Origin of the sequence: Streptomyces sp. NPDC002838 (assembly GCF_040295365.1) — a bacterium.
In the GTDB taxonomy this organism is placed as follows: Bacteria; Actinomycetota; Actinomycetes; order Streptomycetales; family Streptomycetaceae; genus Streptomyces.
Window position 1 is genome coordinate 34,854 of sequence record NZ_JBEOVF010000017.1, and the last position, 25,286, is coordinate 60,139.

At 70.9% G+C, this 25,286-nt stretch carries 18 protein-coding genes and 2 pseudogenes; 14 read left to right on the forward strand and 6 right to left on the reverse strand.

Annotation, left to right across the window (positions count from 1 at the left end):
- Positions 1–144 precede the first annotated feature (144 nt).
- Entirely contained in the window at positions 145–2,103 is a 1,959-nt protein-coding gene (gene acs, locus ABT063_RS22170) for an acetate--CoA ligase (protein ID WP_351059099.1), read from the reverse strand.
- A gap of 255 nt (positions 2,104–2,358) precedes the next feature.
- The gene (locus tag ABT063_RS22175) at positions 2,359–4,746 is read right to left on the reverse strand and encodes a bifunctional SulP family inorganic anion transporter/carbonic anhydrase (protein WP_351059101.1); all 2,388 of its coding nucleotides are present in this window, start codon (positions 4,744–4,746) and stop codon (positions 2,359–2,361) included.
- A 283-nt stretch (positions 4,747–5,029) separates the two neighbouring features.
- On the opposite strand from ABT063_RS22175, the gene ABT063_RS22180 reads away from it, so the two are divergent.
- Positions 5,030–6,304 (forward strand): polysaccharide deacetylase family protein, encoded by a 1,275-nt coding sequence (locus tag ABT063_RS22180; protein ID WP_351059102.1) that lies wholly within the window; start codon positions 5,030–5,032, stop codon positions 6,302–6,304.
- A gap of 6 nt (positions 6,305–6,310) precedes the next feature.
- Here ABT063_RS22180 and ABT063_RS22185 read toward each other — a convergent pair whose 3' ends face one another.
- Positions 6,311–7,291: an ATP-binding protein gene (locus tag ABT063_RS22185; protein ID WP_351059103.1), complete on the reverse strand. Its 981-nt coding sequence runs from the start codon at positions 7,289–7,291 to the stop codon at positions 6,311–6,313.
- 101 nt (positions 7,292–7,392) lie between these two features.
- On the opposite strand from ABT063_RS22185, the gene ABT063_RS22190 reads away from it, so the two are divergent.
- Complete coding sequence (locus ABT063_RS22190) at positions 7,393–8,217, forward strand: Fic family protein (protein WP_351059104.1); 825 nt, start codon at positions 7,393–7,395, stop codon at positions 8,215–8,217.
- 369 nt (positions 8,218–8,586) lie between these two features.
- Here ABT063_RS22190 and ABT063_RS22195 read toward each other — a convergent pair whose 3' ends face one another.
- Positions 8,587–9,420, reverse strand: a complete 834-nt coding sequence (locus ABT063_RS22195) for an HAD family hydrolase (protein ID WP_351059105.1) — start codon at positions 9,418–9,420, stop codon at positions 8,587–8,589.
- 609 nt (positions 9,421–10,029) lie between these two features.
- Here ABT063_RS22195 and ssd point away from each other — a divergent pair.
- From ssd to ABT063_RS22230, 7 genes and pseudogenes are all read left to right on the forward strand, one after another.
- Positions 10,030–11,142, forward strand: a complete 1,113-nt coding sequence (gene ssd, locus ABT063_RS22200; RefSeq protein ID WP_351059107.1) for a septum site-determining protein Ssd — start codon at positions 10,030–10,032, stop codon at positions 11,140–11,142.
- Positions 11,143–11,207: 65 nt separating this feature from the next.
- Entirely contained in the window at positions 11,208–12,416 is a 1,209-nt protein-coding gene (locus tag ABT063_RS22205) for a TadA family conjugal transfer-associated ATPase (protein ID WP_351059224.1), read from the forward strand.
- A complete protein-coding gene (locus tag ABT063_RS22210) occupies positions 12,409–13,269 on the forward strand; it encodes a type II secretion system F family protein (RefSeq protein ID WP_351059108.1) in 861 nt (286 codons plus the stop codon). Before ABT063_RS22205 ends, ABT063_RS22210 begins: the two co-directional genes overlap by 8 nt.
- Positions 13,266–14,042, forward strand: a complete 777-nt coding sequence (locus tag ABT063_RS22215; protein ID WP_351059109.1) for a type II secretion system F family protein — start codon at positions 13,266–13,268, stop codon at positions 14,040–14,042. Before ABT063_RS22210 ends, ABT063_RS22215 begins: the two co-directional genes overlap by 4 nt.
- A gap of 105 nt (positions 14,043–14,147) precedes the next feature.
- Positions 14,148–14,360 (forward strand): DUF4244 domain-containing protein, encoded by a 213-nt coding sequence (locus ABT063_RS22220; protein ID WP_351059110.1) that lies wholly within the window; start codon positions 14,148–14,150, stop codon positions 14,358–14,360.
- Positions 14,347–14,760, forward strand: coding sequence for a TadE family type IV pilus minor pilin (locus ABT063_RS22225; protein WP_351059111.1), 414 nt, complete (start codon positions 14,347–14,349; stop codon positions 14,758–14,760). Before ABT063_RS22220 ends, ABT063_RS22225 begins: the two co-directional genes overlap by 14 nt.
- Positions 14,761–14,771: 11 nt before the next feature.
- Positions 14,772–15,041 (forward strand): annotated as a pseudogene (locus ABT063_RS22230) (Rv3654c family TadE-like protein); the annotation flags it as partial.
- 40 nt (positions 15,042–15,081) lie between these two features.
- On the opposite strand, the gene ABT063_RS22235 reads toward ABT063_RS22230, so the two are convergent.
- Complete coding sequence (locus tag ABT063_RS22235; protein WP_351059112.1) at positions 15,082–17,604, reverse strand: DEAD/DEAH box helicase; 2,523 nt, start codon at positions 17,602–17,604, stop codon at positions 15,082–15,084.
- Positions 17,605–17,766: 162 nt separating this feature from the next.
- On the opposite strand from ABT063_RS22235, the gene bldG reads away from it, so the two are divergent.
- From bldG to ABT063_RS22260, 5 genes are all read left to right on the forward strand, one after another.
- Entirely contained in the window at positions 17,767–18,108 is a 342-nt protein-coding gene (bldG, locus tag ABT063_RS22240) for an anti-sigma factor antagonist BldG (protein ID WP_006132569.1), read from the forward strand.
- A gap of 121 nt (positions 18,109–18,229) precedes the next feature.
- A complete protein-coding gene (locus ABT063_RS22245; RefSeq protein WP_351059113.1) occupies positions 18,230–18,667 on the forward strand; it encodes an ATP-binding protein in 438 nt (145 codons plus the stop codon).
- A 256-nt stretch (positions 18,668–18,923) separates the two neighbouring features.
- Complete coding sequence (locus ABT063_RS22250) at positions 18,924–21,329, forward strand: sodium-translocating pyrophosphatase (RefSeq protein ID WP_351059114.1); 2,406 nt, start codon at positions 18,924–18,926, stop codon at positions 21,327–21,329.
- Positions 21,330–21,523: 194 nt separating this feature from the next.
- Positions 21,524–22,114 (forward strand): small secreted protein, encoded by a 591-nt coding sequence (locus ABT063_RS22255; protein ID WP_351059115.1) that lies wholly within the window; start codon positions 21,524–21,526, stop codon positions 22,112–22,114.
- Positions 22,115–22,171: 57 nt separating this feature from the next.
- Complete coding sequence (locus tag ABT063_RS22260; protein WP_351059116.1) at positions 22,172–23,689, forward strand: DUF7059 domain-containing protein; 1,518 nt, start codon at positions 22,172–22,174, stop codon at positions 23,687–23,689.
- Positions 23,690–24,111: 422 nt separating this feature from the next.
- Here ABT063_RS22260 and ABT063_RS22265 read toward each other — a convergent pair.
- Positions 24,112–25,141, reverse strand: a pseudogene (locus ABT063_RS22265) (RNA-guided endonuclease InsQ/TnpB family protein).
- Between the last annotated feature and the right edge of the window lie 145 nt (positions 25,142–25,286).

The following is a 25,286-nucleotide window of genomic DNA, read 5'->3' on the forward strand; positions in this document are numbered from 1 at the left end:
CGCATGCCGACCAGACTTCCCGGCGCACCTGTTTTGTTTAGCTTACCTAATATGCACGGGAGGAATCCGGTGACCCTCACGTTAGGCACGAAAGGGGCACCCGGCGCGCTGGTCACCGGGTGCCCTTCATGGCCGTACGTACTCTCAGTCCTCGCTCGGAGCCGCCGGCAGCTTCGCCTGGATGAGGTCCATGACGGTCGAGTCCGTCAGGGTCGTCACGTCACCGAGCTGGCGGTTCTCGGCGACGTCCCGCAGCAGGCGACGCATGATCTTGCCGGAGCGGGTCTTCGGCAGCTCGGCCACCGGCAGGATCCGCTTGGGCTTGGCGATCGGGCCGAGGGTGGCGCCGACGTGGTTGCGCAGGTCGGCGACGAGGCCCTCGTCCTCGGCGTTCGCCGTGCCGCGCAGGATGACGAAGGCGACGATGGCCTGGCCCGTCGTCTCGTCCGCGGCACCCACCACGGCCGCCTCGGCGACCGACGGGTGGGAGACGAGCGCCGACTCGACCTCGGTGGTGGAGATGTTGTGCCCGGACACGAGCATCACGTCGTCCACCCGGCCCAGCAGCCAGATGTCGCCGTCGTCGTCCTTCTTCGCGCCGTCGCCGGCGAAGTACTTGCCCTCGAAGCGCGACCAGTACGTGTCGAGGAACCGCTGGTCGTCGCCCCAGATGGTGCGCAGCATCGACGGCCACGGCTCGGTGAGGACCAGGTAGCCGCCACCGCCGTTGGGCACCTCGCCCGCCTCGTCGTCGACGACGGTCGCGGAGATGCCGGGCAGCGGCGTCTGCGCGGATCCCGGCTTGGTCTGCGTCACGCCCGGCAGCGGCGAGATCATCATCGCGCCGGTCTCGGTCTGCCACCAGGTGTCGACGATGGGGGTCCTGTCCGCGCCGATGTGCTTGCGGTACCAGATCCAGGCCTCGGGGTTGATGGGCTCACCCACCGACCCCAGCACGCGCAGGCTGCTGAGGTCGAACTTCGCGGGGATGTCGTCGCCCCACTTCATGAACGTACGGATGGCCGTGGGCGCGGTGTACAGGATGCTGACCTTGTACTTCTGCACGATCTCCCAGAACCGGCCCTGGTGCGGGGTGTCCGGCGTGCCCTCGTACATGACCTGGGTCGCGCCGTTCGCCAGCGGCCCGTAGACGATGTACGAGTGCCCGGTGACCCAGCCGACGTCCGCGGTGCACCAGTACACGTCGGTCTCCGGCTTGAGGTCGAAGACGGCGTGGTGGGTGTACGCGGCCTGCGTGAGGTAGCCGCCGGAGGTGTGCAGGATGCCCTTCGGCTTACCCGTCGTACCGGACGTGTACAGGATGAACAGCGGGTGCTCGGCCTCGAACGCCTCGGGCGTGTGCTCGACGGACTGCCGCTCGACGATCTCGTGCCACCACACGTCGCGGCTGTCGTTCCAGGCGACCTCCTGGCCGGTACGGCGGACCACGAGCACGTGCTCGACGTTGCCGGCGCGCTCGACCGCGTCGTCGACGGCCGGCTTGAGTGCGGACGGCTTGCCGCGCCGCCAGCCGCCGTCGGAGGTGATGACGACACGCGCGTCGGCGTCCTGGATGCGGGTCGCGAGCGCGTCCGCCGAGAAGCCGCCGAAGACGACGGAGTGCGCGGCGCCCACACGGGCGCACGCGAGCATCGCGATCGCCGTCTCGGGGATCATCGGCATGTAGACGGCGACTCGGTCGCCCTTCTGAACTCCCAGCTCCAGCAGGGCGTTCGCGGCCTTGGAGACCTCGTCCTTGAGCTCGGCGTAGGTGATGGCGCGGCCGTCGCCGGGCTCTCCCTCGAAGTGGATGGCGACCCGGTCGCCATGGCCGGCCTCGACATGCCGGTCCACGCAGTTGTACGCGACATTGAGCTCGCCGTCCTTGAACCACTTGGCGAACGGCGGGTTCGACCAGTCCAGCGTCTCGGTCGGTTCCTTGGCCCAGGTCAGTCGGCGGGCCTGCGCGGCCCAGAAGCCGAGCCTGTCAGCCTTGGCCTGTTCATACGCCTCCGCGGTGACGTTGGCGTTCGCGGCCAGGTCGGCGGGGGGCGCGAACCTGCGCTCTTCGCGCAAGAGGTTGGCCAGGCTTTCGTTGCTCACGACATCTGCCTTTCCCAGGGTGTCCGTTGTGTCCCAGGCCACAGCTCATCAGACCGGGGGTCCCGGTGACAAGGGCCGACCGAAAATTGGTTTAGACCTATTCGGGATCCTCGTCGTGCCGGTGTCTTCGGTCCCTTTCGGTCTCTTCGGTTTCTGCGGCCGGGGTCATTCGTACCCACGGACGCCGACCGGGCGGAGTTCAGTGGCTGTAACGCCTTTCACACTCCGCCGGCCCGCGGGACGCGGCCGCAGGGCTCACGCCGACAGATCCGCCGCCCGTACGTGGTCGAACACCGCGCCCCCGTCCTCCTCGGTGAGCAGGTACGCCTGTGCCTCGCCCACGTGGAAGTACATCCCGTGCAGCTCCAGCGCCCCGTCCTTGAGGGCCCGGGCGACCGACTCGTGGGCGCGCAGGTGCTCCAACTGCTGGACCACGTTGGTCAGGCAGAGCTGCTCGACCGCGTCGGCGGGTGCCCGCCGGGCCAGCCGGGCCCACGGCCGGCTCTCGTCGGCCATGCGCTCCAGGCTGGGCAGCCCGTGCCGCAGCCACCGCCTCAGCGGTGTCCTGGCGCTCCCGGGCTCGGAGCTGAGCAGTGCCTGCATGGCCCCGCACCCGGAGTGTCCGCACACCGTGATGGAGCGCACCTCCAGCACGTCCACCGCGTACTCGATCGCGGCCGCCACCGAGTCGTCCCCGCTCTCCTGGCCGGGCGGCGGGACGAGGTTGCCCACGTTGCGCACCACGAAGAGGTCACCGGGACCACTGGAGGTGATCATCGACGTGACGAGGCGGGAGTCGGCGCAGGTGAGGAAGAGCTGGGAGGGGCGCTGACCCTCGCGGGCCAGCCGGGCCAGCTCACCCCGCACGAGCGGTGCGGTGTGGCGCTGGAACGCGCTGATGCCACGCGCCAGTTGGTGTGAGCTCGGCTCACCGCCTCTCCTGGGCTCGCTCGGACGTTCCTCGTCGGCCGACCACGCCGACTGTGGGAGCTCGCACTGGTGGTTGCGCCAGGGCGTCCAGGGGCGGCAGCGGCAGCCGGCACGTCCTGGCGCGAGGTCCGCGGCCGGCTTGTTGGTCCCGCTGCCGGCGAGGCTCTCGGGCTCGGCGATCCGGATCCCGGCGCGGCGGCCGGTCACCTCGACGGAGCCGCCCTGCGCGGTGTGCGTGTTCTGCCAGTCCTGCAACGAGTCGTACGCCGCGTGGTCCATGAAGGAGCCGTCCAACTCCACGACGACGTGGGTGCCTTGGGGTACGAGGTGCAGGGCCCGGCTGAGCCGTGGCACCGCGAGGAACGTCAACTGTCCTCGGACGTGTACGTAATGGACTCCTTCCTTCTCGTCGTGCGTGATGCGGGTGCGGGCGAGGCGGTGCAGGGAGAGGGCGACGGCCACAGCGATCCCCAGCGTCACGCCTTCCAGGACGCCGAAGAAGACCACGCCGAGTGTCGTGGCGGCGTAGACCAGCACCTCTCGGTGGCGGGTCACCGTGCGGATGTGGTGCAGGGACACCATCTGGATGCCGACGGCCATCACCAGGGCGGCGAGCGAGGCGAGCGGGATGAGCTCCAGGATCGGGACCATCAGCAGCGCGGCGATCACTACGAGAACGCCGTGCAGCATCGTGGAGTTCCGGCTGATGGCACCGGCTTGCACATTCGCCGCACTGCGCACGGCCACGCCCGCGACGGGCAGTCCGCCGAGTGAGCCGGAGACGATGTTGGCGGCGCCCTGCCCGAGCAGTTCGCGGTCCAGATCGGAGCGTCGGACGCGGGCGGGCAGGCCGGGGCGGCCGGCCACGAGCTTGTCCACGGCGACCGCGCCGAGCAGCGACTGCACGCTGCACACCAGCGTGGTGGTGAGGACGGCGGCGACGAGGCCGAGCACCGGGCCCTCGGGAAGACCGGCCAGGGCGTGGCTGCTCCAGGTCGGCAGGTCGACCTTGGGCAGGGTCAGCCCGGCGAGCGAGGCGGCGGCGGTGGCCCCGGCGACGGCGACGAGCGCGGCCGGGAGCTTGCGCAGCAGGCGCCCGACCCGGCCGGGAATCCGCGGCCAGAGCAGCAGCAGGGCCAGGGTCAGCGCGCTCACCGAGACCGCCGCCGGGTGCAGGTCGGCCAATTGGGCGGGCAGTGCGCGGAGGTTGTCGGGGACGGAGCTCTGCGGGGTGCCGCCGAGGACGATGTGCAGCTGGGCGACGGCGATGGTGACGCCGATGCCCGCGAGCATGCCGTGCACGACGGCCGGGCTGACGGCGAGGGCGGAGCGGGCCACGCGCAGGCAGCCGAGGCCGAGCTGGGCGAGGCCGGCCAGGACGGTGATGGCGCAGGTCGTCCGCCAGCCGTAGCGCTGGATGAGGTCGGCGGTGACGACGGTGAGTCCGGCGGCGGGGCCGCTGACCTGGAGCGGTGAGCCGCCGAGCCGGCCGGCGACGAGGCCTCCGACGGCGGCGGCGACGAGTCCGGCCTGGAGCGGCGCGCCGGTGGCGAGGGCGATGCCGAGGGACAGCGGAAGGGCGATCAGGAAGACCGCGATCGAGGCCGACACGTCGGCGCCCGCGATGCGGAAGCGGCGGGGCCGGGTCGGCGGCGGGCTGGGGGGCTGGTGGATGCGGAGTGCTTCGGTGCGTGTGGGGACGCAGGCTGACATGTTCCCGTCTCCTCCGGGGCGCGGTCGCGGGTCGCGGCCGTGGGTCACGGCGTGCAGTGGCGGGATGGATCAACTCTAGGTAAACGAATCGTAATGCAGAGTAAAGGCTGAGCATGGATTTTCCCGGCAAATGGGTCAATTAATCACTCCGATGAGTGAACTGAACTTTTGATCGGCTTGTCGTACTAATTCCTTCTTTTGTCCTATGCGACCTTGGCGTCGCGTCACCAGAAGACGCCCTCACCGGCGTCGGGCCCGAGAGAAGGAAGAAGGTGAGCGGGATATGGCCGCCACCCAGAGGATCACCACGGGCGCCGTGGTCGCCGTGGCCTGTGCCGCGTCGCTCGCCGGTTGCGCGATCGGTGCCGACGGTTCCGGGGAAGGCGCGCCCGGCCCGCAGAAGGCCGAGCCGGCCCAGGCACCGCCCAAGAGCCCGATCCGCCTCATCGGCGACGGCTCCACCGCGTACACCGGAGCGCAGCCGCACCTGCCCACACCGGAACGCCTCGAGCCCGGCCGGCGGCCCCCGCAGTTCGTGGTGTTCTCCTGGGACGGCGCGGGCGAGGACGGCCGGAAGCTGTTCTCGCACTTCCGTAAGGTCGCCAAGGCGAACAACGCGACGATGACGTACTTCCTGAGCGGCGTGTACCTGCTGCCGGAGGACAAGCGCGACATCTACAAGCCGCCGCAGCACTCACCGGGCCGCTCGGACATCGGCTTCAACGACGAGCAGGGCATCGCCGACACCGTGAAGCAACTGCGCCTGGCCTGGCTGGAGGGCAACGAGATCGGCACCCACTTCAACGGCCACTTCTGCGGCAGCGGTGGCGGGGTCGGCGAGTGGTCGGTGAAGGAGTGGAAGAGCGAGATCGCCCAGGCCAAGCACTTCGTGAAGTTCTGGAAGACCCACACCGGCCTGCAGGAGGCCGCCCCTCTGCCCTTCGACTACGACAAGGAGCTCATCGGCGCCCGCACTCCCTGTCTGGAGGGCCGGAAGAACTTCATGAAGGCCGCCCGCCAGCTCGGCTTCCGCTACGACACCAGTGGGGTCAACAACCAGGTCTGGCCGAAGAAGAGAAACGGCCTGTGGGATCTTTCGATGCAACTCGTGCCCTTCCCCGGGCACTCCTTCGAGCAGCTCACCATGGACTACAACTTCATGATCAACCAGTCCGGCACCAAGACCCAGGGCGACCGCGCCAAGCACGACTTCTGGGGCGACCAGATGCGCGACGGCCTGCTCATGGGCTTCAACCGCGCCTACCACGGCAACCGCGCGCCCCTGATCATCGGCAACCACTTCGAGTCCTGGAACGGCGGCGCCTACATGCGGGCCGTCGAAGAGGTCATCGAGACGGTGTGCACCAAACCCGAGGTGCGCTGCGTGTCCTTCCGGCAACTCGCCGACTGGCTGGACGCCCAGGACCCGAAGACCCTGCACAAGCTGCGTGCCCTGCACGTCGGCGAGGCCCCGCAGGAGGGCTGGGCGTCCTTCCTGTCGGGCCGCCCCGCCCCGGCCCCGAAGGGTGTGCCCGGGGCGCCGGCGGCCCAGCCGTAGTCGCGCTCACACGGGGGTGGTGACCCCTTCGCCGAGCACGAAGGACGGGTCGATCTGCGCCGTCAGGTCGGCCCCGGTGCGCTCGTTGCCCCAGGTCTGGGCGTTCTTCAGGTGGAAGTGCACCATCTGGCGCGTGTAGCGCGCCCAGTCGCGTAGTTCGTACGTCGCGTCGGCGGCCGTCCGCAACCGGCGCAGGGCCCGGTGGTTGGCGTCCTCCAGGAACTCGAACCGGGGCGGCCGGCCCTTCTCCAGCGCGCGCACCCAGTCCGAGTGCCCCGCCGTCACGAGCAGGTCGTCCCCGACTTCGGCGCGGAGGAAGTCGAGGTCGTCCTGACCGTGCACCTTGTTGCCGACGACCTTGAGGGTGACGCCGTAGTCACTGGCGTACTCCTTGTACTGGCGATAGACGGAGACCCCCCTCCGGGTCGGCTCGGCGACGAGGAACGTGATGTCGAAGCGGGTGAACATGCCGGAGGCGAAGGAGTCCGAGCCCGCCGTCATGTCGACCACGACGTACTCCTCGGGGCCGTCCACCAGGTGGTTCAGGCACAGCTCCACCGCTCCCGTCTTGGAGTGGTAGCAGGCGACCCCCAGGTCGGCGTCGGTGAAGGGGCCGGTGACCATCAAACGGACGGTGCCGCCGTCGAGTTCCACCGGCCGGGCGCACGCGTCGTACACCGGATTGTCCTCGCACACCCGCAGCAGCCGGGAGCCCTCACCGGGTGGCGTCGTCTTGATCATCGTCTCGGCGGAGGCGATGCGCGGGTTGGAGCCGCGCAGGTAGTCCTTGATCAGCGGCAGCCGCTCGCCCATCGCGGGCTGTGCGGCCGCCTCCGCCTCGTCCAGGCCGAGGGCCGGGCCCAGGTGCTGGTTGATGTCGGCGTCGATGGCGACGACCGGTGCGCCGGCGGCCGCGAGGTGGCGGATGAACAGGGAGGACAGGGTGGTCTTGCCGCTGCCGCCCTTCCCGACGAAAGCAATTTTCATGTTCACCAAGCGTAGCGGTGAGGTAGCTGCAGGTGGCGAGCGTGGGTGAAGAAGACCACTCCTTCGTGGGGTGCGCGCCCCGGCTGCGTAGGGTCGTACTTATGAGTACGACAGGCGCGACCGCCGATCCGCTAGCCGCCCTGGGCTCGCTGCCCGGTGTGCCCGAGTCCGTGGAGTCCGTGCGCAAGGCCGTGGACCGGGTCTATGGGCACCGGGTCATGCGGCGCCGCAGCAACGAGATCACCTCCGAGGCGGCCCTGCGCGGTGCCCGTGGCTCGGCGGCGCTGTCCGGCGCGGACTGGGCCCTGGAGGAGGTGCGGCGGCGCAGCGACTTCAGCGGTGACGGCGAGGCACGGGTCATGGGCGCGTCCCTGCGGCTGACGGCCGAGGCGGGCCAACTGCTGTCCATCTGGCGGCAGTCGCCGCTGCGGGTGCTGGCCCGGCTGCACCTGGTGGCGGCCGCGACCAAGGGCGACGAAGTCGGGCGTCCACGCCAGGCGGGCGAGCGGGTCGACGAGCCGCTCGTCGAGCTGCCGCTGCCGAGCGCGGAGGAGGTCTCCGGCCGGCTGGAAGGGCTCGCCGAGCTGATCATCGCGGGCAGTTCGGCGCCCGCGCTGGTCACGGCCGCCGTCGTGCACGGCGAGCTCCTCGCGCTGCGCCCCTTCGCCTCCCACAACGGCCTGGTCGCGCGCGCGGCCGAGCGCGTCGTCCTGGTCGGCAGCGGTCTGGACCCGAAGTCCGTCTGCCCGGCGGAGGTCGGCCACGCCGAACTGGGTCGCGCGGCCTACCTGGCGGCACTCGAAGGCTACGTCTCCGGCAAGCCGGAGGGCATGGGGGCCTGGATCGCCCACTGCGGCCGGGCGGTCGAGCTGGGGGCGCGCGAGTCGACGGCGGTGTGCGAGGCACTGCAGCGCGGGGCGGCGTAGAGAGTCCCTGAAAAGGGTTGCGGCGGTACGAGAATTCGTACCGCCGCTGGCATGTCCACCGGGGTACCAAGCGTCCTCGATGTGTGCCCATCAGGTCGGGAACTTCGCCCGTCCCTGGTGTGGCTGGCCCGTAATCGACGGGTCGACGTCGCGTGGGTGCTCGGTGTTCATGCTCGGTCCGTGGGGCCATTCTGCGTTTTAAAGGTGATCCTTTCGGACGTCCTTGGTCTCGCGGGCCGTTAACTTCTTTGTACTCCGGAACGGGAGCAAGCGGAAGCCCTGGCTGCACTTCTTTACTATTAGGTTCAAATCGGTGTTAAACGGGTCCCAATATGTCGAACATGCCCCAGGATCAGGTGAACCGCCCGATCAGACCGCCGTCGCCCGGCGCCGACTCGTGTACCAGACCACGCCCGCGGTGGCCGCCGCGGCGCCTATCGCCGCCATCGCGACGAGCGCCGGACGGGGCGGCACGGAGAACCTGGGGAACCGCTGCTTGAGCCGGACCGGCCGGTGGAAATCGAGAATCGGCCACCCGCGCGCGAGTGCCTCGCGGCGCAGCGTGCGGTCCGGATTCACCGCGTGGGGATGGCCGACGGACTGGAGCATCGGCAGGTCGGTCGCCGAGTCGCTGTAGGCGTAGCAGCGCTCGAGGTCGTATCCCTCGGACTCGGCCAGCTCCTTGATCGCCTCGGCCTTCGTCGGGCCGTACGCGTAGTACTCCACCTCTCCGGTGAAGCAGCCGTCCTCGCCCACGACCATGCGGGTGGCCACCACGCGGTCCGCGCCGAGCAGCTCGCCGATCGGCTCGACCACCTCGGCGCCCGACGTGGACACGATCACGACGTCCCGTCCGGCCGTGTGGTGCTCCTCGATGAGGGAGGCGGCCTCGTCGTAGATGATCGGGTCGATGAGGTCGTGGAGCGTCTCGGCGACGATCTCCTTGACCTGCTGGACGTTCCAGCCGCGCACGAGCGCGGACAGGTACTCGCGCGTGCGCTCCATCTGGTCGTGGTCCATGCCGCCGACGAGGAAGACGAACTGGGCATATGCGGTACGCAAGGCGGCCCGGCGGTTGATCAGACCGCCTTGGTAGAAGGACTTGCCGAAGGTGAGCGTGCTCGACTTCGCAATGACCGTCTTGTCCAGGTCAAAGAAGGCGGCTGTGCGGGGCATCGAGTGGTTTTCCACGCCCTTGAGCATAGGTGCAGCCCATTCGGCGTAAGGTGGGCGCGTGGGTTTGCCTGAGAGGCCTCTCGGGTACACCATGGAAGTCACGGATCGTTCGCGACCGTGCTAACCCGGTCCGACTCCTCCCCCCCCGAGTCGGCCGTGGAGACGACCCCCGCTCTCCCCCCCGGCGGGGGTCGTCGCATGTCCGGGTGGGTTTTTCCCCTTCTGCGCACGGCCCCCGGGCCGTGTCGAGGCGGCTGTGGCCGCCTCTTCCGCGTGTCCATGATCCGTCACTGCGCGTAGCCGGTGCGCTGCTCTGCGGAAGTCGTACACGGGGTGGTACAGGGGTCACCGGTATGGGTGACGGCGATATTCACAACCGCTGAGTTGTCCACAGTTATCGACCAAGATCCACACGATTTCCGGGATCGCTGCACCGTGATTCCAACGCGTCCCGCTCGGGCCGAGTTCTTGGCTGGTTCCGGTTAGTCGGGCGCGTTTGGCCGGTTCGTATCGGCCGTTCATATGGAGGCCGGTTGCCGGTTCTTCACATGTTCGGGAATCGCGGGGCCGCGAGGGCTCCACGGGAGAGACGCGTCGCGGGGGCCTCGGGGGCCGCGCGAGGCGCAGCGAAGGGGGATGGAGACCGTGACCGGAGCCGTCACACACGAGCCACCGCCCACCGCCGGAGGGCGGCAGGGCAGGCCGTTGATCGTCACGGAGGACGCCGAACTGCTCGACGACCTGCTGCGCCTGTGCGCGGCGGCCGGCGCCACACCCGAGGTCCACCACGGAGTGCCGGAGCGCAGGGGCAGTTGGGAGACCGCACCGCTCGTTCTGGTCGGCGACGACGCCGCCCGACGGGTGCGCGGGGCCGCGCGCAGACGCGGAGTGGTGCTGATCGGCCGCGACCAGGACGACTCCGGGGTCTGGCAGCGGGCCGTCGAGATCGGCGCCGACCACGTCCTGATGCTGCCCGACGGCGAGCAGTGGCTGGTCGACCGCATCGCCGACGTCGCCGAGGGCGTCGGTCGCCCCGCCCTCACCGTCGGCGTCATCGGCGGTCGCGGCGGCGCCGGGGCGTCCACGCTCGCGTGCGCCCTCGCCGTCACCTCCGCGCGCGAGGGACTGCGCACCCTGCTCGTGGACGCCGATCCGCTGGGCGGCGGACTCGACGTACTCCTCGGAGGGGAGAGTGCCGAGGGACTGCGCTGGCCCGCGTTCGCGGCCTCACGCGGGCGGGTCGGCGGCGGCGCCCTGGAGGAGTCCCTGCCGCATCTGCACTCGCTGCGGGTGCTCAGCTGGGACCGCGGCGACTGCGTCGCCGTCCCGCCCCAGGCCGTACGGGCGGTGCTCGCCGCCGCCCGACGCCGTGGCGGCACGGTCGTCGTCGACCTGCCCCGCCGCATCGACGACGGCGTCGCCGAGGTCCTCGCCCAGCTCGACCTGGCGCTGCTCGTGGTCCCCGCCGAACTGCGCGCCGTCGCCGCGGCAGGCCGGGTGGCCTCCGCCGTCGGCATGGTCCTGCGCGACCTGCGGGCGGCGGTACGAGGCCCGTACGCACCCGGACTCGACGACCGCGAGGTGGCCCGGCTGCTCGGGCTTCCCCTGGCCGGTGAGATCCCGGTGGAGTCCGCGTTGCTGCGCCCGCACGGGAGCAAGGCGCCTCCCGGAGCGGCCGGACGCGGACCGCTCGCGCGTTTCTGCAAGGAGTTCTGGGAGCGGGCGTTGCTGGAGGCGGGTGCGGCGTGAGCGCGTTTTCCGGACTTGAGCTGGGGAGCCCTGGCCCGGCGGCCGCCCTGACGGGCGGTGCGGAGATGTCGCCGGGGCTGCTGGACGGCGTACGGCGGTGGCTGGCCGAGAGCGGGGGCGAGCCCACTCCCGCGCGCGTGGCGCAGGCCCTGCGGGAGCAGGGGCGGGTGCTCGGGGACGCGGAAGTCCTCGGTGCCGCCGAGCAGTTGCGGTCCGAACTGGTCGGCAGCGGTCCGCTGGAGCCGCTGCTCGCCGATCCGTCGGTGAGCGACGTGCTGGTGTCGGCGCCGGACCGGGTCTGGGTGGACCGGGGCGGCGGCCTGGAGCTGACCGCCGTCGCCTTCCCGGACGCGGCAGCCGTACGACGCCTCGCGCAGCGCCTGGCGGCGGTGGCCGGACGCCGACTGGACGATGCGCGGCCCTGGGTCGACGCCCGGCTGCCCGACGGGACCCGGCTGCACGCGGTGCTGCCCCCGGTCGCCGTCGGCTGCACCTGCCTGTCGCTGCGAGTGGTACGGCCGCGCGCCTTCACCCTCGGCGAACTGATGGCGGCGGGCACGGTGCCGCCGGGCGGGGACCGGGTGCTGCGGGCGCTGCTCAGGGCGCGGCTGTCCTTCCTCATCAGCGGGGGTACGGGCAGTGGCAAGACGACGTTGCTGAGCGCCCTGCTGGGGCTGGTCGGACCGGACGAGCGGATCGTGCTCGCCGAGGACTCCGCCGAACTCCGGCCGGAGCATCCGCACGTCGTACGGCTGGAGAGCAGACCCGCCAACCAGGAGGGCGCCGGACTCGTCACGCTCCAGGACCTGGTGCGCCAAGCGCTGCGGATGCGGCCGGACCGGCTGGTGGTGGGCGAGGTGCGCGGGCCCGAAGTGGTCCATCTGCTGGCCGCGTTGAACACCGGCCACGAAGGCGGCTGCGGCACCGTGCACGCGAACGCGGCGGGCGATGTGCCGGCCCGGCTGGAGGCGCTGGGTACGGCGGCGGGGCTGGACCGGGCCGCCCTGCACAGCCAGTTGGCGGCCGCGCTGTCGGTCGTACTGCATCTCGTGCGCGACCGGGCAGGGCAGCGGCGGATCGCCGAGGTGCATGTGCTGGAACGGGATCCCACGGGGCTGGTGCGGACGGTGCCGGCGCTGCGGTGGGGCGAGGAGGCGTTCGCGTACGAGCGGGGCTGGGAGCGGCTGCGGGGGCTGCTTCAGGGGCCGGTGCGAGAGGGCGGCCGCGGTGAGCGGGATGGGCGAGAACGGGGGAGTCGTGGCGGGGATGGGTGAGATGTCTATGGGCGCGGCCGCGGTGTGCGTGGGGGCGGCCGTGTGGTTGCTGGGCGGGCGGCACTCCGGGGCGCGGCGGGCGCAATTGCTGCTCGCCGGGGGCGGAGTGGTGGGTGCCGGGCCGCCCGCGTGGCGGCAACTGGCCGGCGAACTGCGGCGGATGTGCGGGCGGCTGCGCGCCGAGTGGTGGTCGGTGGCCGCCGGACTGGTGCTGGCGGTGCTGGGCGCCTCCGTACTGCCGGTCGTCGCGGGGGCGGCCGGGGTGCCGCTGCTGCGGCGGGTGCGGCTGGCCGGGGAGGCGCGGCGTGCGCGGGAGGCCCGCGGGGACGCGGTGATCGCGCTGTGCGGGGTTCTCGCCGGGGAGGTGCGGGCCGGGCGGCAGCCGGGCGAGGCGTTGCTGCCGGCCGCGCGGGACTCCGGCGGGCTGGGCGAGGCACAGGCGGCCGTGCTGGCGGCGGCGCGGTTCGGCGGTGATGTTCCGGGCGCGCTCGCCATCGCGGCGCGGCAGCCGGGTGCAGAGGGGCTGCTGGGCCTTGCCGCGTGCTGGCGGGTTGCCGTGGACCAGGGCGCGGGGCTCGCGGCCGGACTCGACCGGCTGGAAGGGGCGTTGCGCGCAGAGCGGGATCAACGGGAGGACCTGCGCGCCCAGTTGGCGGGAGCCCGCTCCACGGTGGTGATGCTCGCCGCGCTGCCCGTCCTCGGGCTCCTCCTCGGCATCGCCCTCGGAGCCGACCCGCTGCACGTCCTGCTGCACACCGGGGCGGGACTGGGCTGTCTGCTGGCCGGCGCTCTGCTGGAGGGGCTCGGGATGTGGTGGGCGATGCGGATCGTGCGGGGAGCGGAGGCGGCGTGAGCACGGAAGTTGTCCACAGGCTGGAGGTTGTCGTGGGGGCGGCGCTGCTCGTCGGGTGGCTGCTGCTGCGGTGGGCGGGGGCGGTGCGGCGCGAGCGCGGGGTCCGGCGGCGGCTGGGCGATCTGGTGGGCGCCGCGCGGGAGACGTCCGCCGGACCGCGCTTGCGGGTGGGGGAGACGGCTCAGCGGTGGCTGCCGCTGGTGAGCGTGGCGTGTGCCGCGTGGGCGGTGGTCGGCGGGGCCATCGGCGCCGTGGTCGGGCTGGGCGTCGCGGCGGGGCTGTGGCGATGGCGTCTTCGGCAGGCGGCTGTCGAGGACGGGGCCGTATGCGACGCCCGTGAGGCGGCCCGGCAACTGCCTCTCGCTGCCGATCTGTTGGCGGCCTGCATCGCCGCGGGAGCCGCTCCGGTGGCGGCGGCTCAGGCCGTGGGCGAGGCCTTGGACGGCCCGGTCGGCGAGGGGCTGGCGCGGGGCGCGGCGGAGGCACGGCTCGGCGGCGCACCGGGAGAGGCCTGGCGAAGACTCGCCGCGACACCGGGCGCCGGCGCCTTGGCGCGGCTGCTGGAACGGGCCGACGTCTCCGGGCTCCCGGCAGCCGGACCGGTCGCGCGGCTCGCCGCGGACGCCCGCGCCGACTGGGCGCGCGCCGCGACGGCACGGGCACGGCGGGCGGCCGTGCTGGTCACCGCGCCGGTGGGGCTGTGCTTTCTGCCCGCGTTCATCGCGGTCGGCGTCCTGCCCGTGGTGATCGGGCTGGCGGGCGGGGTGCTGTGAGGAGGAGGTGGTGGGCGAAGGGGCGCGGGTCGACATCAAGCAGCGGTAGGTAATCGAGCAGGCAACGGTCAGTGATCAACAGGACTGAACCTTACGGGGGTTGAGATGTACAAGGCGGTGCGGGCGCGACTGCGTGCCCTGGTGTGCGGGGCGGCGCGTGCGGTGCGGAGGGATGCGGGGATGGTCACCTCCGAGTACGCGATGGGGATCGTCGCCGCGGTGGCGTTCGCGGTGGTTCTCTACAAGGTGGTGACGAGCGGCCAGGTCACCGCGGAGCTGCAGGCCGTCGTGGAGCGGGCGCTCAATGAGGAGGCGTGAGCGGGAGACGGTCAGGCGCCGCGCGCGGGAGACGGACAGGAGGTGTACGCGGGAGCCGGACAGGGGCTTCGTCACGGCGGAGTCGGCCGTGGTGCTGCCCGTGCTGGTGATGTTCGCGATGGCACTGGTGTGGGGGCTGCTCGTGGTGGCCGCGCAGATCCAGTGCGTGGACGCGGCGCGGACCGGCGCCCGCGCGGCGGCCCGCCAGGACCCGGCCGACGCCGTCGTCGAGGTGACCCGTCGGACGGCGCCGCGCGACGCGCGGGTCACGGTCAGCCGGGAGGGCGACCAGGTACGGGTGACGGTCGTGGCCAAGCCCCCGATGCTGCGCGGTCTGCCCTTCGAGGTGCGGGAGGAGGCCGTGGCGTCGGTGGAGGAGACCGTGGGGGCGGAGGGATGAGGCTCCGCTTGATGAGAGACGGCTCCTCGGATCGCGGCTCCGCCACCGTGTCGAGCGTGTGTGCGATCGCCGTGCTGTGTGTGGTGTTCGGCGTGGTGCTCTCCCTGGGACAGGCCGTCGTGACCCGGCATCGCGCGGCCGGCGGCGCGGATCTCGCGGCCCTCGCGGCGGCGGACCACTGGGCGGCCGGCGCCACGGCGGCCTGCGCCCGGGCGGACGACGTGGCGCGAGCCCAGGGCACGCGGCTCGTGCGGTGCGCCATCGTGGGCGAGACCTCGGACGTGACGGCGGCGTCGGGACGGGTGCCGTTCACGGCGGAGGTCAGGGCACGGGCGGGGCCTGCGGGGCCTGTGGCGCCTGTGAGGTCGGGTCCATCGGTGGCCCCATCGGACCGGGTGCCGTCGGTGGACCGTGCGGGCCGGGCTCCGGCGGCGCCGCCCCCGCTGCCTGCTCTGCCTCCTCCGCCCCCGGCTTCTTCTCCGGCGCCCCCCGCAAGAGCTCCGTGAGCAGCCGTACGGCGCCCCTCTTGTGCAGCGGATCGTTCCCGTTGCCGCACTTGGGGGACTGGATGCAGGACGGGCAGCCGGCCTCGCACTCGCAGGAGGCGATGGCCTGGCGGGTGGCGGTGAGCCACTCGCGGGCGGTGTGGAAGGCGCGTTCCGCGAAGCCCGCGCCGCCGGGATGGCCGTCGTAGACGAAGACCGTCGGCAGGAGGGTGTCGGGGTGCAGCGGGATGGACACGCCGCCGATGTCCCAGCGGTCGCAGGTCGCGAAGAGGGGGAGCATGCCGATCGACGCGTGCTCGGCGGCGTGCAGGGCGCCGCCGAGGATCTCCGGGTTGATCCGGGCCGCGTCCAGCTGGTCCTCGGTGACCGTCCACCACACGGCACGCGTGCGCAGCGTACGAGGAGGGAGGTCGAGCTTCGTCTCGCCCAGTACTTCACCGGTGATGACACGCCGACGCAGGAAGGAGACCACTTGGTTGGTGACCTCGACGGAGCCGTAGCACAGGCGTCCGTCGCCCCAGGGGATCTCGATGTCCGTCTCCAGGACGGAGATCGACGTGGTGTCGCGGGCGACCGTCGCATACGACGGGCTGGCCTGCTCGACCAGGGCGACCGAGTCCTCCAGGTCGAGGGAGCGCACGAGATACGTGCGGCCCTGGTGCAGGTGCACCGCGCCCTCGTGCACGGTGCTGTGCGCGGCACCCTCGTCGACCGTGCCCAGCAGGCGGCCCGTCCCGGCCTCGACGACCTGGACCGGCCGGCCGCCCTCTCCGCGGATGTCTGTCAGGTCGGCGGCGCGCTCCCGGCGCGTCCAGTGCCAGGCCTTGGTGCGGCGACGCAGCAGCTTCGCGGCCTCCAGCTGCGGAAGCAGTTCCTCGCAGGCCGGGCCGAACAGGGGCAGGTCCTCGTCGGTCAGCGGGAGTTCCGCGGCCGCCGCGCACAGGTGCGGGGCGAGCACGTACGGGTTGTCGGGGTCGAGGACCGTCGACTCCACGGGCTGGTCGAAGAGGGCCTCGGGGTGATGGACGAGGAAGGTGTCCAGAGGGTCGTCGCGGGCGATCAGGATGGCGAGGGCGCCCTGCCCCGAGCGACCGGCGCGGCCCGCCTGCTGCCACAGGGACGCGCGCGTGCCCGGGTACCCGGCGATCAGCACGGCGTCGAGGCCCGAGACGTCGATGCCGAGTTCGAGCGCGGTCGTGGCGGCGAGGCCGAGGAGTTCGCCGGAGTGGAGCGCCTGCTCGAGGGCGCGGCGCTCCTCGGGCAGATAGCCGCCCCGGTACGCCGCGACACGCCGGGCCAATGACCGGTCGACCTCGGCGAGACGCTCCTGAGCGATCACCGAGATCAGCTCGGCGCCGCGCCGAGAGCGGACGAAGGCCACCGACCGCACGCCCTGCACGGTGAGGTCGGTCAGCAGGTCGGCCGTCTCGGCGGTGGCGGTACGGCGGACAGGTGCGCCCTTCTCGCCCTGGAGTTCGGTGAGCGGAGGCTCCCAGAGGGCGAACACCAGTTCACCGCGCGGAGAGGCGTCGTCGGCGACCTCGACCACCGGGAGGCCGGTCAGGCGGCGGGCGGCCACCGAGGGCTCCGCGGCGGTCGCGGAGGCCAGCAGGAACACGGGCGAGGCGCCGTACCGGGCGCACAGGCGGCGCAGGCGACGCAGTACCTGGGCGACATGAGAGCCGAAGACACCCCGGTAGGTGTGGCACTCGTCGATGACGACGTACTTCAAGGACCGCAGGAAGGAGGACCAGCGGGGGTGTGACGGGAGTATGCCGCGGTGCAGCATGTCCGGGTTGGTGAGGACGTAGTTGGCGTACTGGCGGACCCACTCGCGTTCCTCGACCGGCGTGTCGCCGTCGTAGACCGCGGGACGTACGGAATTGCCCAGAGGTTGTGAAAGTTCCTTCACGGAGCGGCACTGATCCGCCGCGAGTGCCTTCGTGGGGGCCAGGTAGAGGGCGGTGGCGCCGCGGCCGTTCGGGGCCTCGGAGCCGTCCAGGAGCGTCGACAGGACGGGCACGAGGTACGCCAGGGACTTGCCGGACGCGGTGCCGGTGGCGACGACCACCGAGTCGCCGTCCAGGGCGTGCTCGGCCGCGCGTGCCTGGTGGGCCCAGGGGTGTTCGATTCCGCAGGCCTGCACCGCGGCGATGACCTCCGAGCGGATCCGGTCCGGCCAGACGGCATGGCGGCCCTCGCGCGGGGGCAAGTGCTCCGTATGAGTGATGCGCGAAGCCCGGCTCGGCCCCGCGGCGAGCCGGTCCAGGACCGTGCCTGGCGAGAGGCGGGAGGCGGGTTCCGTCCGGGGTCGATCGGATCGGTGATTCTTGGCCATCGGCACCGAGTGTGTCACTGGCGTGACGGACAATGGGACCAAGGCGTCGTGGACGCCTGCCGTAAGTGATTGAATGCCATCGCGGCTGGCGAACCGTCCTGGGGGCTTCAAGCCGAGGTGTCCCGAGGGGCGACCGCTCGATAGCAAGGTGCTGGAGGATCCGTGGACCTGTCCCTGTCGACCGAAACCGTCGGCGATCGCACGATCGTCAGGGTCGGTGGCGAAATCGACGTATATACCGCGCCCAAGCTGCGCGAGCAGCTGGTCGAGCTGGTGAATGACGGCAGTTTCCACCTTGTCGTCGACATGGAGGGCGTGGACTTCCTCGACTCCACCGGGCTCGGCGTACTGGTGGGCGGACTGAAGCGGGTGCGGGCCCATGAGGGCTCGCTGCGCCTGGTCTGCAACCAGGAGCGCATTTTGAAGATCTTCCGCATCACCGGCCTCACCAAGGTGTTCCCGATCCACACCTCGGTCGAGGAAGCGGTGGCGGCAACCGACTGACAACCGGTCCGGGCGCGGTGGAAAGGAACCGCGCCCGGGACGGCCGAAGTTGAACCTGGGGGTTCGGGGCGTTCCGCGGCCCGGTCCCCCGACAGCACGCCCGTAGTTCCGAGGGGGATGCATGGCCACCGTTGAACTCCGCTTCAGCGCGCTGCCCGAGCACGTCAGGACCGCCCGACTGGTGGCGGCAGCAGTGGCGCGCAGGGCCGGAGTGGACGAGGCCGTCCTCGACGAGCTCCGACTCGCTGTCGGCGAGGCCTGCACCCGCGCCGTCGGGCTGCATCAGAGCGTGGGCATCACGGCGCCGGTGAAGGTCGTGCTGATCGAGGAGGAGAAACAGTTCTCCATCGAGGTCGGCGACGAGGCGCCCCATCATGCCCCCGGAGACCGGGCGCCCGGGGCCGCGGACGAGGACTCCGACGTGGAGACCGAGGAGGACGAGATGGGCCTCGCGGTCATCAGCGGCCTCGTCGACGACGTGGAGGTCACCGCGGGGGAACACGGCGGTTCGATCCGCATGACCTGGCCGACCACGCCGCCGATCGCGGTGCTTCCCTGACCCGACCGGCGACCCGACCGACGTAACGCATCACCCGAAGGGCCCTGCTGAGCAGGGCCCTTCGGGTTTTTCAAGAGCATTATGAATTCGTGAAGAAATTCACGATCAATTTCCGATCATTCGATCGGCTGAAAATGCTTTCGAAGCGTTACGCGGGGTGTAGCAGATTCCGGTTTACCGCGTACTGTTTTGATCAGGAACAGATCTCTAGACTCCGTCCACATCTTGAGCTCAGCCCAAGCGTCAAGGAGGACGAATGGCGGGGCTTTCTTCCCCAGACCAGCTGGACCACTCCACAGCCCTCGCGGCCGCGGTACTGACCGACGGCAACCGTGTCATGGTGTCGGTCATCGGCGTCGTGGCCCTGGCCGCCCTCGTGGTGGCAGGCGTCCTGGTGCGCCAGGTGCTCGCGGCAGGCGAGGGCACCGACAGCATGAAGAAGATCGCGACGGCGATCCAGGAAGGTGCGAACGCCTATCTGGCCCGGCAGTTGCGCACGCTCGGTGTATTCGCCGTGGTCGTGTTCTTCCTGCTCATGCTGCTGCCGGCGGACGACTGGAATCAGCGCGCCGGACGATCGGTGTTCTTCTTGATCGGCGCGGCGTTCTCGGCGGCCACCGGCTATATCGGTATGTGGCTCGCCGTACGGAGCAATGTGCGCGTCGCCGCCGCCGCGCGCGAGGCGACCCCGGCGGCGGGCGAACCGGAAAAGGATCTCACCGCCGTCTCGCACAAAGCCATGAAGATCGCTTTTCGCACGGGCGGCGTCGTCGGCATGTTCACGGTGGGCCTCGGCCTGCTGGGCGCCTCCTGCGTGGTGCTGGTGTACGCGGCCGACGCGCCGAAGGTCCTCGAGGGCTTCGGTCTCGGCGCGGCGCTCATCGCGATGTTCATGCGTGTCGGCGGCGGCATCTTCACCAAGGCCGCCGACGTCGGCGCCGACCTGGTCGGCAAGGTCGAGCAGGGCATCCCGGAGGACGATCCGCGCAACGCCGCGACCATCGCCGACAACGTGGGCGACAACGTCGGCGACTGCGCGGGTATGGCGGCCGACCTCTTCGAGTCGTACGCCGTGACCTTGGTCGCCGCGCTCATCCTCGGCACGGCGGCCTTCGGCGACGCCGGGCTCGCCTTCCCGCTGCTCGTCCCCGCGATCGGTGTGCTCACCGCGATGATCGGCATCTTCGTGGTGGCCCCGCGCCGCACCGACCGCAGCGGGATGACAGCGATCAACCGCGGCTTCTTCATCTCCGCGGCGATCTCGCTCGTGCTGGTGGCGGTGGCCGTCTTCGTCTACCTCCCCGGAAGCTACGCCGACCTCGACGGCGTCACCGACGCGGCGATCCAGGGCAAGGGCGGCGACCCACGGATCCTCGCCCTCGTCGCGGTGGCGATCGGCATCCTGCTCGCGGCCGTGATCCAGCAGCTGACGGGCTACTTCACCGAGACCAACCGCCGTCCGGTCAAGGACATCGGCAAGTCCTCGCTCACGGGACCCGCCACCGTCGTCCTGGCCGGCATCTCCGTCGGCCTCGAATCGGCCGTCTACACCGCCCTGCTGATCGGCCTCAGCGTGTACGGGGCCTTCCTGCTCGGCGGCACGTCGATCATGCTGGCGCTGTTCGCGGTGGCGCTGGCCGGCACCGGCCTGCTCACCACGGTCGGTGTGATCGTCGCCATGGACACCTTCGGGCCGGTCTCCGACAACGCGCAGGGCATCGCCGAGATGTCCGGCGACGTCGAGGGGGCGGGCGCGCAGGTGCTCACCAACCTGGACGCGGTCGGCAACACCACCAAGGCCATCACCAAGGGCATCGCCATCGCCACCGCCGTCCTGGCGGCGGCGGCGCTCTTCGGGTCGTACCGCGACGCGATCTTCACCGGCGCGCGGGACGTGGGCGAGACGGTGTCCGGCGAGGGCGCGCCGCTGAACCTGATGATGGACATCTCACAGCCCAACAACCTCGTCGGTCTCATCGCGGGCGCGGCGGTCGTCTTCCTCTTCTCGGGGCTGGCGATCAACGCCGTGTCACGGTCGGCGGGTTCCGTGGTGTACGAGGTGCGGCGGCAGTTCCGCGAGCGGCCCGGGATCATGGACTACAGCGAGAAGCCGGAGTACGGCAAGGTCGTCGACATCTGTACCAGGGATGCGCTGCGCGAGCTCGCCACGCCCGGACTGCTCGCCGTGTTGGCGCCCATCTTCATCGGGTTCACGCTCGGTGTCGGTGCCCTCGGCGCGTTCCTCGCGGGCGCGATCGGGGCGGGCACGCTGATGGCGGTGTTCCTCGCCAACTCCGGTGGCGCGTGGGACAACGCCAAGAAACTCGTCGAGGACGGCCACCACGGCGGCAAGGGCAGCGAGGCCCATGCCGCGACGGTGATCGGCGACACGGTCGGCGATCCCTTCAAGGACACCGCCGGTCCCGCGATCAACCCCCTGCTGAAGGTGATGAACCTGGTGGCGCTGCTGATCGCGCCGGCGGTCATCAAGTTCAGTTACGGCGACGACGAGAACCTCGGCGTACGGATCACGATCGCGGCCCTGGCCTTCGTCGTGATCGCGGGCGCCGTCTACGTCTCCAAGCGGCGCGGGATCGCCATGGGTGACGAAGGCAACGCCGAGCAGGCGTCCAAGTCTGCTGATACGGCGGTCGTTTCGTAGGGCGGTTCTCACGAGCCCAGCTCAAGGGGCGGGCGGGCGGCGCGTGTTGACGTGCCGCCCGCCCGCTTCGTGCGTGTTCGCGCCCTGGCCGTGAGCCTTATCTCTCTTGGTGCAAATGGCTTCATAATGGTCTTAACGGACCTTAGGCATGCGAGTGTCGCCCGCTTGGCGTGTATGTTCCGGGGCCGAGAGCCATGGAAGGGACCAATCCGGTGAACAAGAAGCTCGCGGCCGCACTGTCCGGCGGTGCGGTACTGGTACTGGCGCTGTCGGGATGCGGCGGCGATGACAGCAGCGAAAAGCTGAACTCCTGGGCCAAGGAGGTCTGCGACGCCGTACAGCCGCAGGCCAAGAAGATCGAGGCCGCCAACGCCGCGATCCAGAAGGAGACCTCGGACAACAGCACGCCGGAAGCGGTCCAGAAGACCGACGCGCAGGCCTTCCAGGACATGTCGGACGCCTACAAGGCGATCGGGGCCGCCGTGACCAAGGCCGGGGCGCCGGACGTCGAGAACGGCGAGAAGAAGCAGCAGGACGCGGTCAAGGAGCTCAACAGCATCTCCTCGTCGTACGCCTCCCTGAAGACGCAGGTCGACAAGCTCGACACCAAGGACCAGGCGAAGTTCGCCAACGGCCTCAAGGACATCGCGACCGAGCTGGACAAGCTGAGCAAGAGCGGGAGCGACGCGCTGAAGACCCTCGAAGAGGGCGACGTCGGCAAGGCGATGGCCAAGCAGCAGAGCTGCAAGGGCGCGTCCGCCCCGGCATCGGCGACGACGAGCTGAGGTCGGCGGCGCCGGCTGGTCACCCTCGCGCGCGGGTTCGGGGGTCACAATGGGGGCGTGAGCGACTCCAGCCTGTCCGCCCTGCCCGCTTCCGACCGTCCCGACGTCACCGCCCGGCTGCGGGACGCCCTCCTGGGGGCCTCCTTCACCGCCGACGGGCTGCTCGATCTGCTCGGTGCGTCCGCGTACGCGGCCCTCGCGCGCAGCGAGATCGTGCCCGCGCTCCGGGCGACACGCGGCGACACGCCGCTGGAGATGCTCGTGCGGCTGTTCCTGTTGCAGCAGCCCGTGCCGCACGCGCGCGTGGAGGGTGTGCTGCCCGTCGACGCGTGCCTGGACAGCGGGTGGCTGGTTCGGGCGGGCACGGATGAGGTCGCGGCGACCGTGGACGTACGGCCGTACGGCGGGCCCGGTGGCGAGGACTGGTTCATCGTGTCCGACCTCGGGTGCGCGGTCGGCGGGGCGGGCGGCATCGGGAGCCGGGAGGAGGGCGTGGTCCTCGGCGTCGGCGGTGCCTCCACGACCCTGGCCGGCATCACCGTCCGTACGCCCGTCTCCGCGGCCCTCGATCTCGGTACCGGCTCCGGGATCCAGGCGCTGCACGCCGCCCAGCACGCCACGCGCGTGACGGCGACCGACGTGAACCCGCGCGCGCTCCACATCACGGCACTCACGCTGGCGCTGTCCGGTGCCCCGGCCGCCGACCTGTGCGAGGGCTCGCTGTTCGAGCCGCTCCGGGACGACGAGACGTACGACCTGATCGTGTCGAACCCGCCCTTCGTGATCTCGCCGGGCGCGCGGCTGACGTACCGCGACGGCGGCATGGGCGGGGACGATCTGTGCCGCACGCTCGTTCAGCAGGCGGGGGAACGTCTGAACGAGGGCGGGTTCGCGCACTTCCTCGCCAACTGGCAGCACGTGGAGGGGGAGGACTGGCAGGACAGGCTGAGGGCGTGGGTGCCGCGCGGGTGCGACGCCTGGATCGTGCAGCGCGAGGTGCAGGACGTCACGCAGTACGCCGAGCTCTGGCTCAGGGACGCCGGTGACCACCGGGGCGACCCGGCCGAGTACCAGGCGCGGTACGACGCGTGGCTGGACGAGTTCGAGGCGCGCAAGGTGAAGGCCGTGGGCTTCGGGTGGATCACCCTGCGCAAGACAGGGGCCTCGGTTCCCTCCGTCACCGCGGAGGAGTGGCCGCATCCGGTCGAACAGCCGCTCGGTGAGACGGTCCGGGAGCACTTCGAGCGCCTCGACTATCTGCGGACGCATGACGACGCGGCCCTGCTCGCGGGGCACTTCAAGCTCGCCGCCGAGATCATCCAGGAGCAGGTCGGACTGCCCGGCGCCGAGGACCCCGAGCACGTGGTGCTGCGCCAGAACCGCGGGATGCGGCGGGCCACCAAGGTGGACACGGTCGGCGCGGGGTTCGCGGGCGTGTGCGACGGTTCGCTGAGCGCGGGGCGCATTCTGGACGCGATCGCCCAACTGGTGGGCGAGGATCCGGTGTTGCTGCGCGACCGCACGCCCGCGCAGATCCGGTTGCTGGTGGAACAGGGGTTCCTCGAGCCGGCCTGACCCGGCGGGACCGTCACGTCTGAGGCGTGCGCGCGCCTCTGGGGCCACTGTGTCCGATCTGGCGGGATTGCTCCGGAAAAGGTCTCCTGTCAGTGGTTCGTGCGAAGCTACCTTCCAGGGACGAACTCCGCGCGTCCTCGGGGGAGGCGCGCTGTCTCGGGGGAGGCGTGATGGCGGGGGAGACGCCGGATCAGGGCGAAGGCGGGGTCATCAACGGGCGGTACCGGCTGCTGCGGACGCTCGGCACGGGCGGTGGCCGCACGACCCAAGCCTCCCCTGGCGTACGACGAGGACTCGGGGCCGCGATGAAGGAGATCGCGCTTGTGGGCTGCCGATGGGCGCGACCGAGCCCGTGATCGGTGTTTCTCCTGCGCGAGCGAAGTCGGGAGTTCAGGGAAAGCATGGTGCGGGCCGCGGCGGACCTACCCTCCACAGGGATTCGACTGCTCCCCTGCCTGTAGTTGAAGGCCGGGGATTCCTGGCTCACGCCGCCTGATGGCCCGACGGGCCCCGTCAGGTCTTGCGCGATCGACACCAACCGGGTTCGGACCTGCCCGGACGAGCATCACGTGTGCGGAGTTCTTGTCGCGAGGTGATGAGGCTCCGCATGAGGTGCAGTTGTAAGTACGCTCACCCAGCGGCCATCTCGATCAGGGCTTGTTCGGTGGCGCCGATAGCGGCGTCCGCGGCCTTGCGGGCCATCGTGGTCTTCGCGAGAAATTTTGGCTTGAAGTCCTCCACGGCCATCACATCATGGTGTCGGACGGCGGACTTGGCCCACTTCCGGCCGACGTCCTGGTGCTGCCTGGAGACCTTCTTGCGGCGGGTCATCATCCGTTGGTAGCGGCTGAGTCCGGCTGCGGACTTCTTGCCGTGCTCGGGGTGCGGAAGATCGTGGAGGTCGCTGGTGGTGGTCGCGATCTCCCGTACGCCCCAGTCCACGCCGATGGCGCGGCCGGTGACAGGAAGCGGCTGGAATTCGGCGGGGACGACGAAACTGACGTACCCATGGCCGAGGCTGTCCCGGAATACCCGCGCAGACGAAGGCTCGGCGGGGAGGGCGCGGGACCACACAACCGTCAACGTGATCCCGCCCGCCAGGTGCAGGCTGCCGTTTTTCAGTCGGAATCCGTGCCGGGTGTAGGCCGGACTCGGGAGCGTCTCGTCCTTTTTCCCAGGTTTCGGCATCCCCGCGCGTTGGTGCGTGGGTAGCCGGTCTTTGATGTCCTTCAGAGCCTTGGCGCGGGACTTGCGAAGTCGCGGATTGTCTGTTGCTGCGGAACGCTGGCGCCCTCCCGAAGCCACGCCATGGCTGCTCGTGCCTGGGTGAGCATCTTGTCCAGTTCGGGTTGGTCCGCAGCTCCCGCCTTCGACGTACGCCTTCTTGGATCGGCCGCCGCCGCGCCGGGCCACGGCCGCCGTCCGGCGCGGCTCGTACCGGCTGCGCTGTATCGGGCTTGTCCCGTACGGCCGGACAGTCGCCCGGTCCGCTGCTCCGCCTGCTGTTCCACCGACCTGACATCGCACGTTAGGCGTGTCTCCGTACCCGTGGGCGATATTCGATCATATGTCCCTCGATCGAGGGTTGACGCGAACG